Below are 16,198 nucleotides of genomic sequence, written 5' to 3'. Positions count from 1 at the left end.
CGCTGCGCTGGTAACAGGGCGCGTGCCGTCCGTCAGAGGTCGGTCCTTGGGGCAGCGCAAGACGGGACATCATGACGGCGCGGGGAAAGTTGGCGGAGCTTGAAGCGCTTCGCGGCATCGCGGCTCTGGTCGTGCTGCTCCATCACACCATGCTCGGCTTCACGCCGCAGCTTCACGGCATGACCTATCCCGATCAGGCCGTCACCCTTTTCGGCACGCCGGCCTTCGCACTGGTGAACGGGTCGGCGGCGGTCATCGTCTTCTTCGTGCTGTCCGGCTATGTGCTGTCGCTCAATGTGCTGCGCAGCGGCAGCGCGCGGCTGGCCGCCGCGTCGGCGCTCAAGCGCTGGCCGCGTCTGGCGGGGCCGGTGATCCTGACCAATCTGATGGCCGGCCTCGTCATGGCCGGTCCCGGTTTCGCGAACCGCGAGGCGGCGGCCATGGTGCCGTCGGTCTGGCTCGGCTGGTTCTACGCCTGGCCGAGCGCGGGATGGCTGGAAATCCCCCACAGCCTGTGGGAGGGCGCGACGACCTTCTTCACCGGCCAGTCTTTCTACAATTCCAGCCTGTGGACGATGGTCTACGAGTTCGCCGGCAGCTTTCTGGTGCTCGCCTCGGCGCTCGTTGTGGCCAAGCTGCCGCGCGGCCGATGGGCGTGCCTGACTGTGATCGGCCTCGGGACGCTGTGGCTCAGCCCTTATCTCGCGCCCTTCATTGTCGGCGTCGCTCTGGCACTGCGGGACCGAACCCCGCATTCCGATTGGCGCGGCGCCAAGATCGCCCTGGCTCTCGTGCTGATCGTGCTGCTGGGGGGGTATCACGAGAACATCATGAGCGGGCGGCCCGAAGGCCTCTATAGCGGGCTCGGACCTTTGACGGCGATGGATCCGCTGCGGCTGCGGGTGATCCTGCACACGTTGATGGCGTGCCTGGCCCTGCTGCTGTTCCGTCGCGCCACCTTCGTACGAACCGCCATGTCGGGACGGGTCGGGCGCACCCTGGGCTTTCTCTCCTTCGGCATCTATCTCTGTCAGGTTCTGGTGATCTGCTCGGTCTCCAGCCTTACCTATCTGGCCCTGGAAGGGCAGGGGTTGCTGCAGATCGGGGCGACCTTCGCCGTCACCGGTGCCGGAACATTGGCTCTGGCCGTGCCGGTGGCCATGTTCGATCACTGGTGGGTGCGCCAGGTCGGGCGTACGCTTTCGCTGGGCCGGGGGAGGGACGCTTAGCCGAACGAGGCGACGGCGTCCTTGAGCGACACAGCCGGGTAGGCTCCGAAAGAACGTTGCTTCTGCTTGCCGTCGAACCGGTAGGCCATACGCCACAACCGGCCGCCCGAGGGGCTGACGAAAAGGTGGAGCCCACCGCTATCGGACCGTTTTTGTTGTGTCCGTGGCCATGGCGTTTTTGCAGGCCGTGTCCGTGAGGGCCATTTATTGGCCTCGCCGATACCAAAAAACCGTTGGATGCCAACGGATCGCGTCGGACTGTCCCAAACGAAAAAGCCGCCGAAACCCTTTGGTTTCAGCGGCTTTTCGGTCGTCTCAGGACCGTCTCGGACGGTCAGATGGTGCCAGGAGAGGACTCGACTGATTTTGACAATATACTGATAAATATAGAATTTTATCACAACGCTTTACGGGATACCCCCAAAAATACCCCCATTGACGTGATCCTGCCGCCCCGCAAGGGTAGGCTACGCTCTCTTCAAGGGCTCCTATGTCGCCCAGCTTGCCGACAGCGCTTCCGCTTGCCGAAGAACCGTTTGCACTGCCGCGTCCTGCAGATCGGGCGGGTAGCCATGTTTCCGTAGCACCCGCTTCACCAGCACGCGCATTCTAGCGCGGGCATTCTCACGATGCGACCAATCGACGGAGATGCTCCCCTTGAGACTCACGAGGAGTTCATGGGCAATGACCTTCAGGGAGTCATTGCCCATCAGCTCGACTGCGCTCTCGCTTTCGGCAAGCGCGTCATAGAAGGCAATCTCGTCTTGTGAGAGCCCTTCATCTTCGCCCCTTCTGCGTGCCGCGCGAACGTCCTTGGCGAGGGCTATCAGTTCCTGCAACACTTCGACGGTGCTGATGGCGTTCGTGTGGTAGCGGGCAATTGCCGCCTCCAGGCGCTCGGAAAAGCGTTTGCTCTCGACGACATTCGTCCTGGTGCGGGAGCGAATTTCGTCGTTAAGGAGCTTCCGCAAGGCCTCCAGCGCCAGGTTCTTTTTTTCCAGCTGCTGAACCTCGGCGAGAAACTCGTCCGACAGTATCGAAATGTCAGGCGTGGTTATCCCGGCGGCGGCGAGGATGTCGACGATCTCGGTCGAAACGACAGCCCGATCAAGGATTTGTTGAATCGCAAATTCGCGATCAACCGCGCTTTTCCCGGAACCTTCGTCCGACTTCACGAGAGCGGCGCGCACGGTCTGAAAGAAGCCGACTTCATCCCTGATGTCGCGCGCCTCGTCGAATCCAGAGGCTAGAGCGAAGGCCTTGGAGAGCGCGAGGACAGCATCTTGATAGCGGCGATTCTCTCGGCGTTTCGCATCTTCGCTGGTTTCCCTCGCCGCCGCTTCGTGTTGCCGAGTTAATATCCACTCGATGGCTTCGGCGAGAATGACGAGGCGCTCATGGGGGCTGCCTGCCAAGCCGCGCTCATAGTCGAAGCCGTGATACATCGCCTTCACGACTTCATACTTTTCTAGGAGAATTGCGACTGCTTTGGCCGCTTCGATGCCCGCCTGACGCTGGTCTGGCCCGGAATACTGGCCGAGCGCGTTCTTCAGATCTTGCGCGATGCCGATATAGTCCACCACAAGGCCGGCTGGCTTATCGCGGAACACGCGGTTCACGCGTGCGATCGCCTGCATGAGGCCGTGGCCCTTCATCGGCTTGTCGACATACATCGTGTGCATCGACGGTGCGTCGAAGCCGGTCAGCCACATATCCCGGACGATTACCAGCTTCAGCGCATCCTTGGGGTCTTTCGCGCGCTTGGCGAGAAGATCGCGGCGCGCCTTGGAGCCGATATGCGCCTGCCATCCCTGCGGATCGGATGCGGAACCGGTCATCACAACCTTGATCGCGCCTTCAGCGTCATCGTCGCTGTGCCAATCGGGGCGAAGCCGTACGATGTGGTTATAGAGCGCCACGCAGATACGGCGGCTCATGCAGACGATCATCGCCTTGCCGTCCAAGGCGGCGACGCGGTCTTCGAAGTGCTGCACCAGATCGTCCGCGATCAAGGCGAGGCGCTTCTCGGAGCCGACCAGCTTCTCAACCGTCGACCATTGCTGCTTGAACTTCTCCTGTTCGGTGAGCGCGTCGTCTTCGGTGAGATAATCGACTTCGCTGTCGATCTTCGGCTTCTCTTCCTCGGGAAGCTCAATGCGGGCGAGGCGGCTTTCGTAATAGATCGGCACCGTGGCGCCGTCTTCCACCGCCCGGCTGATGTCATAAATGTCGATGTAGTCGCCGAACACGGCGCGCGTGTTTACATCGTCCGTCTCGATCGGTGTCCCGGTGAAGCCGATGAACGATGCGTTCGGAAGCGCGTCGCGCAGATATTTCGCGAAGCCATAGGAGATGACACCGGTCTTCTGCTCGATCCGGGCGCTGAAGCCGTATTGGCTCCGGTGAGCCTCGTCGGCGATGACCACGATGTTCCGCCGGTCGGAGAGCATCGGGTAGGTCGTCTCGCCCGCCACGGGGGCGAATTTCTGAATCGTCGTGAAGATCACGCCGCCGGAGGCGCGGCTCAGAGCCGATTGCAGGTCGTCGCGGCTGTCGGCCTGGATCGGCGTCTGCCGGATCAGGTCGCGGCACATGGAGAAGGTGCTGAACAGCTGGTCGTCGAGATCGTTGCGGTCGGTGATGACGACGATGGTCGGGTTTTCCATCTCCGGGTGGCGCACCAGCTGTCCGGCATAGAACGCCATCAGCAGGCTCTTGCCGGAGCCTTGCGTGTGCCAGATCACGCCGATCCGCTTGTCCCCTTTGGAATAACCGTCGACTCCCGGCAGCCCATAGGCGGTGGGCTCCTCGTGGAAGCCAACGGATTCGGTGGTTGATGAGGCGGGACGTCCGCTGTTCAGAGCCAGCGCGCGGATGGTGGAGCCCACCGCGCGCTTGACCGCGTGGAACTGGTGATAGCCGGCAATGATCTTCGCCAGCCCGGAACCCGTCTCACCGAACACGGTGAAATCGCGCAGCAGGTCGAGCAAGCGGCGGGGCTCGAAAATCCCCTCGATCAGAACCTTCAGCTCCGGCTGGCCCTTGGCGGCGATCACTTTGCCGTCCGTCGTGCGCCAGGGCATGAACCGCTCTTGGTCGGCGGTGAGCGAGCCGATGCGTGCGGTGATGCCGTCGGAGGTGACGAGCACGGCATTGCTGCGGAAAAGCGAGGGAATCTGTCCCTTATAGGTTTGTAGCTGGTTGAACGCGCCGGTGAGCGTGGCGTTCTCCCCGCCCGGTGCCTTCAGCTCGATCACGCCGAGCGGCAGGCCGTTGACGAACACCACCACGTCCGGCCGGCGGTGGGTGCGGCCCTCGATCACCGTGAACTGCGCGCTGGCGAGCCAATCATTTGCGGCGACGTCGTCGAAGTCGATCAGCCGGACCTTGTCGCCCCGGATCGTGCCGTCCTCGCTATAGAACTCGACGTCGACCCCCTCCACCATCAGCCGGTGCAGGCGGCGGTTCTCCTCAATGAGCGAGGGGCGCTCGGTGGCAAGCACCTTGCGCAGCGCATCGCCGCGCGCCTCTAGCGGGATCGCGGGGTTGAGCCGGGCGATGGCGGCGGTCAGGCGCGGGGCGAGAATGACGTCGGCATAAGCTTCGCGTTCAGGGGCCTTGCCGTCCGGGCCGATCTCGGCATCGGTCGCCAGCGTATAGCCGAGCCCGCCGAGATAGCCGAGCACGGCCTGTTCAAGCGCGGCTTCGGAGAGATACGCCATTATCGGCCTCCCGCGCGCCATGAGAGGCGGTTGTGGCTCATGGGTGCACGGCAAAGGCTTTTGTCGATCATATTTTTAGATTTATGATCGGCAAATCCTCTAGCTTGGCATGGGTGATCCTCAAAACGCATTGTGCCCTTCCGCCAGATTCAGCAGCTCGGGAAAGCACAGAACGGCGGCTCGGCGTCCGCTGCCGGCTCGCAATTCCCGCAGCAGCCCGTTGTCGCGACATATCCGGATGATCCGCGTGGCCGTCGGCGGGGGAATGCCGGCCGCGTCGCGAAAATCGGATGCGCGGAAGATCGGGCGCTGGAACATCCAGTCGAGCGCACGGACCGCATATTGGGAGTGCGTTTCTTCGGCGATCCAGTCCTTGCGCGCCTGATAAAGGGCGAGGATGGCCTGCACGCGGTTCTGGTTGGTCTCGGCCTGCGCGATCAGCGCCCGCAGAAAGAAGCCGCACCAGCCGGTCCAGTCGCCATCACGCGAAATCGCCAGCAGGCGATCATAATACTCGGTGCGATGGCTTTCGAGATATTCGCTCAGATAGAAGTTGGGGCGCGCCAGCAAGCCACGGCTGAACAGGAACAGCGGCACCAGCAGGCGGCCGAGCCGGCCGTTGCCGTCGAGGAAAGGGTGGATGGCCTCGAACTCCGCATGCGCGATAGCCAACTGGATCAGCACATCGGGCGCGTCGGCGTGGAGATAGGCCTCCCAGGCATCCATGGCTCCTGGCAATTTGTCCGCCGGGGCGGGCACGAAGCGGGCCTGCTCGATGGTGCAGCCGTCGGTGCCGATCCAGTTCGGGATGCGACGATATTCGCCCGGGTCTTTCGAGCGGCCGCGCACGCCCTGCATCAACACGCGGTGGGTGTCGCGGATGAGGCGCTGGGATAGCGGCAGGGTTTCCAGCAGCCGCGTCGCCTCGTTAAGGGCGGCGCGATAGTTCAGCACCTCGCGGATATCGGCCTTTTTCGGCGTGCTCTCGTCGAGCGGCCCGCCTTCCGCCTCCAGTTCCAGCACCTCGCCCATGGTGGCCTGCGTGCCCTCGATCCGGCTTGAGAGCACGGCTTCCTGCACCGTCATGGGCGAGAGCAGCACGTTCGGGCTGGGAATACCCTGCAACAGCCCGGCATAGCGGGCGATGGCGGCATTGGCCGGGCCGATCAGCGGCAGAAGCTGCGGCCAGTCCAGCGTCGGCGGGGGGAAACGGCCCTGATGATACAGGACGGCGCTCATGCCACCGCCTCGACGAGCGTCTCGGCGTCGCGCACGCGGATTTCGCCGGACATGAGCTTGGGGAGGAGGAGGTCGCGGGTGGCGGCGAGGGTGCGATTTTCCTTATCGTTGGCGACAATCCGATCAAACAGCGGCCTAGCGGCTTGATCGAATGCCCGCAGGAGTTGAGGCGCCGGGACTGTCAATTCAATCGGCCGGAAATTAGCCTTGCTGATTTCCTGAAAGGTGGATCCGTTCGCGTTCTGATGGACCGTCTCCATGTTGGCTTGCGTCCATAGCCAGACGAAGACGTTGGACAGACGCTTGTTGCAGATCAGCGCAATGAACCCCTGATTGACCGCAACGGGTATCTGAGAGATTGCCATGTAGCCGATCGGTGCTCGCGATGAGAGAAGCACCGTGCCGGCGGGCAGCAAGCCAGAGCCAATCTGTGACAGGCCAGCCTCTGTAATCTTCCGTTCCGTACTAAGCAGCACTGGCGTGCTCAACGATGAGAGGTCTTTGGGCGTTGCCCAGGCGATGTCACCACTCCAGAAAGCAGCCTCTTTCGTGCTGGGTGTTGATCCACCGACAACTTCGACTTCCTGTCCGATAGTGGACGTGGTCCACCCCTCCGGCTTGCCGTCATCGTCGAGGCGGTCGGGGAAGAGGGACCAGATATCCGGCGCGAGGTAGGGCGCGCGCGCGACGTTTTCCTTCTGCGGGTCTTCGCCGCGCAGGGCCATCTTGGTGCGGGTTGGGCCGAAATCGACGAACCAATCCTTGAAGATCGCCCGCGCCATCGCCTCCAGCGTCTCGTTCATCCGCCGGTTCAGCTCGATCTTGTCGTCGAGCGCGCCGAGAATCGCGGCTATTGTCCTCTGTCGGTCCAGGGTGAGCCGAGGCACTGGTAGCGCTCGGATCGTAGGCATATTTAACCGTTCGGCGACCGAGCCGTCTTTGAACCCTGCAATATGTCTGGCCATCAGCCCGGAATTCAGCCAAAAGCGAAGAAATCGAGAATCTAACTCTGATCGCTTGGGTCGAATTAAGACCATACGCTGTCCTAAGCAGACGCGAATTCCCAAGGGCACTTCAGCTGCATTGCCGAAATATGTTCCTTCACGACTGAATAGAATATCCCCAGGACGTGGTTCTGCCCTGTCTATGCGCTCCAAATAAGTCTCTTCGGAAACGCGTCCTGCTTGGTCAAGCCTGAAGATACCAGTGCGCACATCTTGGGAGCGAACTACAAAGGGCCCCACCGATGTTAGTTTCGGCGTTGTATGTGGACAGTCAAATACCCCATCGCATAAATCGTCTAATCGCGACCAATTTGCTAGAATCGACCAACATTTTGCCTCGCTCGGGATATGAACGACATGATTGGAGGCTGTCATACGACAATCCTCATGAGGTTCTCCCGGATAGCACTTGTTAATCCATCGCTCGCCGCAAACTGCTCCTCCAGTTTCTCCCGTAGCGCCCCGAACCGCTCCGCAAACGGCACCTCGTCGTCCTCGACATCCGCCGCGCCGACATAGCGTCCAGGTGTCAGCACATAGCCGTGCGCCTTGATCTCCTCCAGCGTGGCTGACTTGCAGAAGCCCGGCACGTCCTCATAGGCCCCCGCCTCGCCCTCGCCGCGCCAGGCGTGATAGGCGCGGGTGATGCGGTCGATATCGGCGTCGGAGAATTCCTTGCGCGTGCGGTCCACCATATGGCCGAGCTTGCGCGCGTCGATAAACAGCACCTCGCCGCGCCGGTCGCGCAGTTTGGCGTTGCGGGCGATGCCGTTCGACTTGTCGCGGGCAAGGAACCACAGGCAGACGGGAATCTGCGTGGAATAGAACAGCTGGCCCGGCAGCGCGACCATGCAGTCGACCACGCCGGGAGCGCCCTTCACGCCCTCGATCAGCGCCTGCCGGATGGCGCCCTCAGTGTTCTGCGTTGACGACATGGAGCCATTGGCCAGCACCACGCCCGCCACGCCTGCCGGCGCGAGGTGATGCACGATGTGCTGCACCCAGGCGAAATTGGCGTTGCCGGCCGGCGGGGTGCCATAGGCCCAGCGCGCATCTTCCCGCAGCCGCTCGCCGCCCCAATCGGAAATGTTGAAGGGCGGGTTGGCGAGAATGTAATCCGCCTTCAGGTCGCGCAGCTCATCCTTGTGAAAGCTGCCCTCGCTGTTCCATTTGATGTCCGCATCAATGCCGCGCACGGCGAGGTTCATCTTGCACAGGCGCCACGTGGTGTAGTTGGACTCCTGCCCATAGACGGCAATGTCGCCAATGCGCCCCTCATGCTCCAGCGCGAATTTTTCCGACTGCACGAACATGCCGCCGGACCCGCAGCACGGATCATAGACCCTGCCCTTATAGGGCTCGATCATCTCGACCATCACGCGCACGACGGAACGCGGCGTGTAGAACTCGCCGCCCCGCTTGCCTTCCGAGCCCGCGAACTGGCCGAGGAAATACTCATAGACGCGGCCGAGCACGTCGCGTGCCTCGCCCTTCTGCGCGCCGAGCGCGATATTGGAGACGAGGTCGATCAGTTCGCCGAGCATCACGGCATTGAGCGCGGGGCGGGCATATTCCTTCGGCAGCACGCCCTTGAGGTTCTCATTGTCCTTCTCGATGGCGAGCATCGCCTCGTCGATCATCTTGCCGATCGAGGGTTGCTTGGCGTTGGCCTGGAGATGCGACCAGCGCGCCGTGGGCGGCACCCAGAACACATTGTCGGCGGCGTATTCGTCGCGGTCCTCGGCACCCTCGGGATAATCGGCGAGGAGCTCGGCGCGCTTGGCCTCGAAGCTGTCCGAGATGTGCTTGAGGAATATCAGGCCGAGCGCGACATGCTTGTAATCCGACGGCTCCATATTGCCGCGCAGCTTGTCCGCCGCCTTGAACAGCTCCGCCTCAAAGCCGAGATCGCCGCCCTTGCCGTTGCCATTCGTACGGGGCTGCTTCGGAGGCGGTGGCGCGGCGGGTGCGTCAGTCATTTCCGCTTCCGCCGTGCGGGGCGTCTCCTGCTGGTTGGGGAGCGCCACAGAGCCACCGCGTCCGCGCCCCGGCAGGAGAAGGCCTTGCATCACCAGCTCGTCCTTCACCGCCGTGTAGGTCGCCTCGCTCCATTGCAGCGCCTCGCGCAACCGACCATTGCCAGCGGAACCGCCCAATTCCGTCAGCTTGGCGAGAAGCGCGTCTTTGAGGGACTGGTCTGTCATTCGCGTTATTGGCCCCGTAAGCACTGATGGGCGGTGAGTCGTTCTGATGCCCGCCGCTCATCGGATAAAATCCAACTCCGGCTGCGTAAGCAATGCCGCACGGATCATCCACCGCACCATCCTCCATGTCGCACCAGCAAAGCCGCCATTTCCCGCGCCAGCGCAGCGGCTTGCGGGGTTTCCATAGCCATCGCCCCGATCACCTCGCCCTGCCGGTGCGGGTCGATCTTGCCATAGCTGTTGAAGGTGGTGGCGATGTTCTCGTGGCCGAGATTCTGGCTCCAGGCGCGCAGCTGCTCAGGCGTCCGGCACATGGTCTGCGCGAGGTGGCCGAGCGTGTGGCGGAAGGAGTGCGGCGGGAAATAGGGTAGGCCGGCGCGGGTGAAGGCCTGTTTGAAGATGGCGCGGATCGGCGAGGCGTCGCTCCAATGCGCCCGCTCGATGCCCTGCGGCGCGAAGGCGAGGTCCGCCCCCTGTCCGATGCGGGTGCGGGGGAATAGCGGGTCGGTGGGGCCGAACAGATGCACCTCGCGCAGCTCGCGCACCCACACCGTGACGATGGCGGTAAGGTCATCGCCGAGCGGGAGGAAGTAGGTGGCGATGGCCTTGGCGAACTTGGTTTCCACGCGGTTCGGGTCTTGCCGTACCAGAGGTGGGGATTTGGTGAGGTCGAGGTCTCGCAGGGACAGTGAGGCCATGGCGCAGTCGCGCATGCCGGTGAGGATGGCGAAGGCGAGGAGGGCGCGGTTGCGCCGCTCAATGGGCGTTTCCGCCGGCATGGCGGCAAGGGCGGCGCGAATCTGTTCGAGGCTCGGATAGTCGCGCAGCTTCGGCGCCTTGGCCTTCGCCGCGTCCTTTCGCGACGGGTTGAGATAGTCGATATCCGCCATGTGCAGCTTGGACTTGAAGCCAGGGCGCCACGCCAGCCAGAGGAAGAACTCCTTGACGGCGGTGAGCGTCGCGGTCTGCGTCGCCGCGCTCAGGGGCTCGCCGCTGCGCATGCTGTCCGTCTCGGCGAGGCGCTGCTTGAACGCCTTCGCCTGTTCGGGACGGAAGGTCTTGAAGTCGCGCCAGCCGGTGCTGGACTCAAAGCGCACGAGCGCCTTGCGCACCATGTCGAGGGTCGCCTCGCTCTTGCCTCGCGCGTCCTTCAGAAAATGAATATACTCACGTTTCAGGCGTTCGTTGCCGGCATTGATCCGAGCCATCGTCTAACCTCCTTTTCGATCACCATTCAGACTGGGGGCGGAACACCCGTTCAGTCTCTCCGGTGCCAGCGTCTGAAGGTCGTAGGTTTCAGCCAGCGACGGCAGCGCCGCGCGGCGTATCGTCCGGTGCACGGATGTGCCGCAGGTGGCACACAGGCCAGCGAGGGCGACGACGGTCGCGGTGCGGTGGCTCACATCCACCATGCCGGCGGCGGGCCGTCGCGGCGCGCGGCAGCGGAAGCAGAAGAATTCGTCCGGCGCGCAGGTCTGCCGTCGCGCCTTCTGCCGTTCGGTCAGGAATGCCTTCAGCTCGGCGCCGCGTACCAGGACGGGGCGTGCGTCGTCGATGGGCTGGAGTCCGTCCTTCAGCCACCGCCGCACCGTGTTGCGGTGGCTACCGAGAAGGCGGGCGATCTCGGCGACGTCATAGGTGGCGGCCTGCTTTACCCGCTGAACGGGAAGGCGTCGCTGCGGCCGTTTCATCCGCGCCGGCATCCGCTCAGGCGCTCCGGCGGCTGGCGATGCGCTCGGCGATCCAGGCGTCGATTTCGCTCTCGATCCACGCGACGCAGCGGTCGGAAAGGGCGATAGGCTCGGGAAAGCGGCCCTCGCGCATATAGGCATAGATGGTGCTGCGGCTCAGGCAGGTGCGGGCCTTGACCTGCTCCAGCCGTATCAGCGTGGCGCGGGCGGTGGTCGCGGTCGTCTCGGTCTTAATGGCGCTCATGGCGTCCGTCTCCGTTCGTTGGAACATAAACGGAACATGAGCCGATGCGCCGGGCGAAAATAGCCGGGCAGATTGTAGAAAACTTCAGCCCTACAAAGGCTTAAAGGAGGGGCCTGCTTAGCGGCCGGAGCCTCTAGAAGGGTATGTCGTCATCATCCCCCAGGTTCCCGCTAACCAAGGGAGGGCTTGCCAGAACCTTGCCGAAGGTTCCACCGAAGGAGGGGGTGGGTTCCGCCGGAAGGGTAGGGGTGGATGGTGCGCCGCCCTTCTGATTCCAGTTGGCTACCTTGGCGATTTCCTCGATGCCGGTTCGATTCGGCGTCCCGTCGCGGTTCAGGAGGCCGTACTCCTTGGCGTTCTCCGTTAGCCAGCCTTCCAGCGCCTGCTTAGGGGATCTGCCGCGCAACCGGTGCGGTTCCGAGGTAACTGCCTGCCATGCGGCGACGGCGGCATCCAGCTTCTGCGCATAGAAGCGGCTGAAGGCTGACAGAAGCGGCTTTGTTTTCGCGCTGGCGCCGAAAACAGTTCCGTGCAGGTCTCGCGTCCAGAGCCAAACTTTCAGCTCCGGCGTTCCGATTAGGGTCAATGTCCAATCGTGATCGCCGAAACTGTCATAGCTGCGAAGCACCGGACGAAGCTTGTCCGTTAGCACCGCGTTCTTGAGGTTTACCACATGGACAGATGTCTGATCGCGCGTTCTCTCCGAGAGGCATTGATACCCTAGCCGCTCCAGAGGTGCGGGGTCGATCTCCTCCAGGAGAAGCGCAATCTGGTAGATGTTGAGGGCGTCCGCCTTCGCCCAATGTTCGAGATTTGCCATTCACGCCCACCGATCATTGGAATCCGAAGGCGTATTATAGCGTCAAACAAGATGTAGCGGGCATGGGGCTCGGCGCTGTCCACATGCGGTGGTTTAGGCCTTTGTTTCGGCTGATGATTTGATTCGGTCGAGGTAGTCAGCCCACCAGTTCATCATGCGGAGGCGCTCCTCCCAGTGCTCGCCGCGCGTATAGGCGCGCCGAATTTCGTTGCGTTCGGCATGGGCAAGTTGGCGCTCAATGGCGTCGGGATTCCAGAGGCCGCTTTCATTCAGCAGCGTCGACGCGGTGGCGCGGAAGCCGTGAGCAGTGGCAACGTCGGAGGAGAAGCCGAGCCGGCGTAGCGCGCCATTCAGGGTGTTCTCACTGATCGGCTTATGCCCGGCGCCGATGCCCGGAAAGACAAAGGTCTGGTTGCCGGTGAGGCGTTGCAGATCGCGCAGGACCGCGAGCGCCTGCGGCGGCAGCGGCACGCGATGGGGACGGCGCATCTTCATGCGCTCGGCCGGGATCGACCATATGGCCTTGTCGAGGTCGAACTCCGCCCATGTTGCAAGCCGCAGCTCGCCGGGGCGCGGGAATAGCAGCGGAAGCAGACGCAGGGCGGCGGCGCTTGCCGGCTGGCCTTCGTAGCCGTCGATGGCGCGAAGCAGCACGCCAAGCCCCTTGGGAGTCGTCACGGCCGCGCGGTGCGTGACCTTCGGTGTCGTCAGGGCGTCGCGCAGGGCGAAGGTAGGGTCGTTTTCCGCCCGTGCGGTGGCAATGGCGAAGCGGAACACGGCGCCGAGCGCGGCCCGCATCCGTCGCGCCGTCTCATGCCGCCCTGTTTCCTCGATGGTGCGGAGCACCTCTAGAAGCTCTTTCGCTGTGATGGTGGCGACGTCCCGCTCGCCGAGCTTGGGATAGGCGAAACCCAGAAGCCACCGCCTCTTGTTCAGCGTGATGTCGGCGAGGCCTTCGCGCTCTAGCTTGGTCAGATGCTCCTCAGCGATAGCGCGGAAGGTGTTTGTGACGGCGGCCTTGGCCTTCTGCCGCGTTTCCTTCTTCAGGGCGGACGGGTCAATGCCATCCGCAAGCTGCCGTCGCGCCTCCGTGCGCCGCTCGCGGGCCTTGGCGAGTGTCACGTCGGGATAGGGGCCGATGGCGAGGAGCTTTTCGCGCCCTCCGACGCGATATTTCAGACGCCAGAGGCGTGAGCCGGTCGGATTCACCAGGAGGTAGAGGCCACCGCCGTCGGCGAGCTTGTAGGGCTTCGCGGTGGGTTTGGCGGCGCGGATGGCTAGCTCGGTAAGCGCCATGGGGGCGGGCTCAGATGGGGTTTTCCTGCGATACCCCCAAAAATACCCCCAAATGTGCCGGCTTCCAACGGAAAAAGCTGGATCCTCCCGGAACCTCTCGGCTCGGGAAATCCAGCATTTTCAACGTTTTTCGGAAGTGCCTGACCTTGGTAAAAGGGTCAGATGGTGCCCAGGAGAGGACTCGAACCTCCACGGTGTTACCCACTGGTACCTGAAACCAGCGCGTCTACCAATTCCGCCACCTGGGCTTATGCCTTGCGGCATGGCGGCGACACATAGTCGGGTGGCATCTGTCTTGTCAACGTGGGTTTCACGCTGTCCCGCCCTCATTTGAGGAAATCTCATGCCGGCCATGGGGAGGACGCAGGGCCGGCCCTGTGCGGGGATTTCGAGGCGGGGGAGGCGCGAAAGGGTCGCGTCACGATTAACGCACCGACTGAGCCGCGGAAGCCATCCGAGCGTGATCATCCTCCGTACAAACACAGACAGCACAGACAGCTCGGCTATTCGTGCTTGTATTTGGTCGACCGGGCACACCTGCCGGCTGGACGCTCGCGCGGCGGCGCGGTAATCGTCGCGCATCCCTTTTGCCGGGCCGGGAGAAACGCCAGATGGTCGACGCCGCCAAAGCCAACGAATTGCCGCTGGAGAGCGAGGCCGAGCTTTCGCGCCGCGCCGCGCCGATGGACCGGCTCGTCACCATCTATGGCGGCTCCGGCTTCGTCGGGCGCCATGTGGTGCGCGCGCTGGCGCGGCAGGGCTGGCGCATCCGCGTCGCCGTCCGCCGGCCCGATCTTGCCGGCCATCTCCAGCCGCTCGGCGCGGTCGGGCAGATCATGCCGGTGCAGGCCAATCTGCGCTATCCCGCCTCGGTGCTGCGCGCGGCCGAAGGGGCGGATGTGGTCATCAACCTCGTCGGCATCCTGCATGAGAGCGGCCGGCAGAGCTTCGAGGCGGTGCAGAGCTTCGGCGCCAAGCAGGTGGCGCTGGCGGCCAAGGAAGTCGGCGCCCGGCTGGTCCATGGCTCGGCCATCGGCGCGGATGCCGGTTCCGAATCGAGCTATGCCCGCTCCAAGGCGGCGGGCGAGGCGGCGACCTTCGAGGCGGTGCCGGGCGCGGTGGTGCTGCGCCCTTCCATCGTGTTCGGCCCCGAGGACAATTTCTTCAACCGTTTCGCCGCGCTGTCGCGTCTCGCGCCGGCGCTGCCGCTGATCGATGGCGGGCACAGCAAGTTCCAGCCGGTCTTCGTCGGCGATGTTGCGGCCGCCTTTGCCAAGGTGGTGGACGAGCAGGCGCGCGCGGGCACGGTCTATGAGCTCGGCGGGCCGGAAGTGCTCACCTTCAAGCAGCTTCTGGAAATCACCCTCAAGGAGATCGGCCGCAAGCGCCTGCTGCTGCCGCTGCCCTCCGCGCTCGCGAGCATTCAGGCCCGCTTCCTCGAATTGCTGCCCAACCCGATGCTGACCCGTGACCAGGTGAAGCTGCTCGGCGTCGACAATGTGGTGTCGGAAGCGGCGATCGCCGAGGGGCGCACGCTCGAGGGTCTCGGCATCGCCCCGACCGCGCTGGGCGCGGTGCTGCCGGGCTATCTCTGGCGCTTCCGCAAGGCCGGCCAGTTCACGCGGCCGGAAGCCGCCTGAGCGGTTCGCCCGCCTGACCAATAAAAAGCCGCCGGGAGCGCCCTCCCGGCGGCTTTTTCGTTGCCAATGTGGTGTGCCGGATCAGCCGACGAGGGCGAGCGCCACCAGCCCGATGCCGCCGACGGCGATGCGCCACCAGCCGAACGGCGTGTAGCCATGCTTGGAGACGAAGGCGAGCAGGCCGCGCACCACGATCACCGCCGAGATGAAGGCCGCGACGAAGCCGACGCCGATGAGCAGCGCGTCATCGGCGTTCAGGAGGTTGCGGTTCTTGTAGAGGTCATAGGCGAAGGCGCCGGCCATGGTCGGCAGGGCGAGGAAGAAGGAGAATTCCGCCGCCGCCGGCTTGCTGGCGCCGAGCAGCAGCCCGCCGACAATGGTGGAGCCTGAGCGCGAGGTGCCGGGGATCATGGCGAGGCACTGGATGAAGCCGATCTTCAGCGCCAGCAGCGGCGGGAAGGCCATGGCGTCGGTATAGATCGGCTTGATCTTCAGCGTGTCGACCCAGAGCAGCACGATGCCGCCGAGGATCAGCATCACGCAGATCAGCGCCGGCGTCTCGAACAGCACTTCCTTGATGAAGCTGTGGAGCAGCACGCCGATCACCGCCGCCGGCAGGAAGGCGATGAGGATACCCAGCACGAAATTGCGCGAGCGCGGGCTGGAGGGCAGCGTGACCAGAACCTGGAGGAAACGCTGGAAATAGACGGTGATGATGGCGAGCACCGCGCCAAGCTGGATCACCACCTCGAACACCTTGCCCTGGCTCTCGAAGCCGAGGAAATGCCCGGCGAGCAGGATGTGCCCGGTGGACGAGACCGGGAGGAATTCGGTGAAGCCTTCGAGAAGGCCAAGCAGGAAGGCTTCGAACAGCGTGCCGAACGACATGGAGGCGATGTTCCGGGCGAGGAAGGCGGGGAGGGCGCAAGGCGCCGGGCGGGTCCGGTAACGGATGGCGCGCATCCTGTCCGCTTCGCCCGCCACAATCAACGTGCCGCAAAGGGAGGCGCGGCGGCTTTTCCCCGCGCCACGCTCGCGCTAGGAGCGTGGAGTTGGAAGAATCGCGCCCCGGCGCAGGCCTGCCCTTGCGCGAACACGATTCCGCCCCA

13 protein-coding genes and 1 tRNA gene are annotated in these 16,198 nt (G+C 63.8%); 2 read left to right on the top strand and 12 right to left on the bottom strand.

The window, feature by feature from the left end; genetic code table 11:
• Positions 1 to 89 precede the first annotated feature (89 nt).
• Complete coding sequence (locus OU996_RS03085) at positions 90 to 1,229, top strand: acyltransferase family protein (protein ID WP_267584196.1); 1,140 nt, start codon at positions 90 to 92, stop codon at positions 1,227 to 1,229.
• Here OU996_RS03085 and OU996_RS03080 read toward each other — a convergent pair.
• The 11 genes from OU996_RS03080 to OU996_RS03030 form a co-directional block, all read right to left on the bottom strand.
• Positions 1,226 to 1,630 (bottom strand): Arm DNA-binding domain-containing protein, encoded by a 405-nt coding sequence (locus OU996_RS03080; protein ID WP_267584195.1) that lies wholly within the window; start codon positions 1,628 to 1,630, stop codon positions 1,226 to 1,228. The two genes, OU996_RS03085 and OU996_RS03080, sit on opposite strands and share 4 nt — an antisense overlap.
• Before the next feature lie 87 nt (positions 1,631 to 1,717).
• A complete protein-coding gene (locus OU996_RS03075; protein WP_267584194.1) occupies positions 1,718 to 4,951 on the bottom strand; it encodes a type I restriction endonuclease subunit R in 3,234 nt (1,077 codons plus the stop codon).
• A gap of 120 nt (positions 4,952 to 5,071) precedes the next feature.
• The gene (locus OU996_RS03070; protein WP_267584193.1) at positions 5,072 to 6,190 is read right to left on the bottom strand and encodes a Fic family protein; all 1,119 of its coding nucleotides are present in this window, start codon (positions 6,188 to 6,190) and stop codon (positions 5,072 to 5,074) included.
• Complete coding sequence (locus OU996_RS03065) at positions 6,187 to 7,569, bottom strand: restriction endonuclease subunit S (protein WP_267584192.1); 1,383 nt, start codon at positions 7,567 to 7,569, stop codon at positions 6,187 to 6,189. The genes OU996_RS03070 and OU996_RS03065 overlap by 4 nt, the downstream gene beginning before the upstream one ends.
• Positions 7,566 to 9,398 carry a type I restriction-modification system subunit M gene (locus tag OU996_RS03060; RefSeq protein WP_267584191.1) on the bottom strand — a complete coding sequence of 611 codons (1,833 nt, stop codon included), beginning with the start codon at positions 9,396 to 9,398 and terminating at the stop codon, positions 7,566 to 7,568. Before OU996_RS03060 ends, OU996_RS03065 begins: the two co-directional genes overlap by 4 nt.
• Before the next feature lie 104 nt (positions 9,399 to 9,502).
• Positions 9,503 to 10,606 (bottom strand): tyrosine-type recombinase/integrase, encoded by a 1,104-nt coding sequence (locus OU996_RS03055; RefSeq protein WP_267584190.1) that lies wholly within the window; start codon positions 10,604 to 10,606, stop codon positions 9,503 to 9,505.
• Between the two features lie 3 nt (positions 10,607 to 10,609).
• Positions 10,610 to 11,089: a helix-turn-helix domain-containing protein gene (locus OU996_RS03050; protein WP_267584189.1), complete on the bottom strand. Its 480-nt coding sequence runs from the start codon at positions 11,087 to 11,089 to the stop codon at positions 10,610 to 10,612.
• A 16-nt stretch (positions 11,090 to 11,105) separates the two neighbouring features.
• Entirely contained in the window at positions 11,106 to 11,333 is a 228-nt protein-coding gene (locus OU996_RS03045; protein WP_267584188.1) for a helix-turn-helix transcriptional regulator, read from the bottom strand.
• Positions 11,334 to 11,466: 133 nt separating this feature from the next.
• The gene (locus OU996_RS03040; protein WP_267584187.1) at positions 11,467 to 12,153 is read right to left on the bottom strand and encodes a hypothetical protein; all 687 of its coding nucleotides are present in this window, start codon (positions 12,151 to 12,153) and stop codon (positions 11,467 to 11,469) included.
• Positions 12,154 to 12,246: 93 nt separating this feature from the next.
• Positions 12,247 to 13,449, bottom strand: a complete 1,203-nt coding sequence (locus OU996_RS03035; protein ID WP_267584186.1) for a tyrosine-type recombinase/integrase — start codon at positions 13,447 to 13,449, stop codon at positions 12,247 to 12,249.
• Between the two features lie 163 nt (positions 13,450 to 13,612).
• Positions 13,613 to 13,697: transfer RNA gene (locus tag OU996_RS03030), tRNA-Leu, on the bottom strand.
• A 435-nt stretch (positions 13,698 to 14,132) separates the two neighbouring features.
• Between OU996_RS03030 and OU996_RS03025 the strand changes: the two genes are divergently transcribed.
• Complete coding sequence (locus OU996_RS03025) at positions 14,133 to 15,089, top strand: complex I NDUFA9 subunit family protein (protein ID WP_420712745.1); 957 nt, start codon at positions 14,133 to 14,135, stop codon at positions 15,087 to 15,089.
• Positions 15,090 to 15,170: 81 nt separating this feature from the next.
• On the opposite strand, the gene OU996_RS03020 is transcribed toward OU996_RS03025, so the two are convergent.
• Entirely contained in the window at positions 15,171 to 15,977 is an 807-nt protein-coding gene (locus OU996_RS03020) for an undecaprenyl-diphosphate phosphatase (protein WP_267585576.1), read from the bottom strand.
• Between the last annotated feature and the right edge of the window lie 221 nt (positions 15,978 to 16,198).

Source organism: Ancylobacter sp. SL191 (assembly GCF_026625645.1).
In the GTDB taxonomy this organism is placed as follows: domain Bacteria; phylum Pseudomonadota; class Alphaproteobacteria; order Rhizobiales; family Xanthobacteraceae; genus Ancylobacter.
The sequence above is the reverse complement of the archived record's forward strand: the minus strand, read 5'-3'. Positions and strand labels throughout refer to the sequence as shown.

What these genes read in the sequence shown, in the direction of transcription:
- OU996_RS03075 (WP_267584194.1), bottom strand. Translation starts at nt 4,951, where the DNA reads ATGGCGTATCTCTCCGAAGCCGCGCTTGAACAGGCCGTGCTCGGCTAT.
- OU996_RS03070 (WP_267584193.1), bottom strand. Translation starts at nt 6,190, where the DNA reads ATGAGCGCCGTCCTGTATCATCAGGGCCGTTTCCCCCCGCCGACGCTG.
- OU996_RS03065 (WP_267584192.1), bottom strand. Translation starts at nt 7,569, where the DNA reads ATGACAGCCTCCAATCATGTCGTTCATATCCCGAGCGAGGCAAAATGT.
- OU996_RS03060 (WP_267584191.1), bottom strand. Translation starts at nt 9,398, where the DNA reads ATGACAGACCAGTCCCTCAAAGACGCGCTTCTCGCCAAGCTGACGGAA.
- OU996_RS03055 (WP_267584190.1), bottom strand. Translation starts at nt 10,606, where the DNA reads ATGGCTCGGATCAATGCCGGCAACGAACGCCTGAAACGTGAGTATATT.
- OU996_RS03050 (WP_267584189.1), bottom strand. Translation starts at nt 11,089, where the DNA reads ATGAAACGGCCGCAGCGACGCCTTCCCGTTCAGCGGGTAAAGCAGGCC.
- OU996_RS03045 (WP_267584188.1), bottom strand. Translation starts at nt 11,333, where the DNA reads ATGAGCGCCATTAAGACCGAGACGACCGCGACCACCGCCCGCGCCACG.
- OU996_RS03040 (WP_267584187.1), bottom strand. Translation starts at nt 12,153, where the DNA reads ATGGCAAATCTCGAACATTGGGCGAAGGCGGACGCCCTCAACATCTAC.
- OU996_RS03035 (WP_267584186.1), bottom strand. Translation starts at nt 13,449, where the DNA reads ATGGCGCTTACCGAGCTAGCCATCCGCGCCGCCAAACCCACCGCGAAG.
- OU996_RS03025 (WP_420712745.1), top strand. Translation starts at nt 14,133, where the DNA reads ATGGACCGGCTCGTCACCATCTATGGCGGCTCCGGCTTCGTCGGGCGC.
- OU996_RS03020 (WP_267585576.1), bottom strand. Translation starts at nt 15,977, where the DNA reads ATGTCGTTCGGCACGCTGTTCGAAGCCTTCCTGCTTGGCCTTCTCGAA.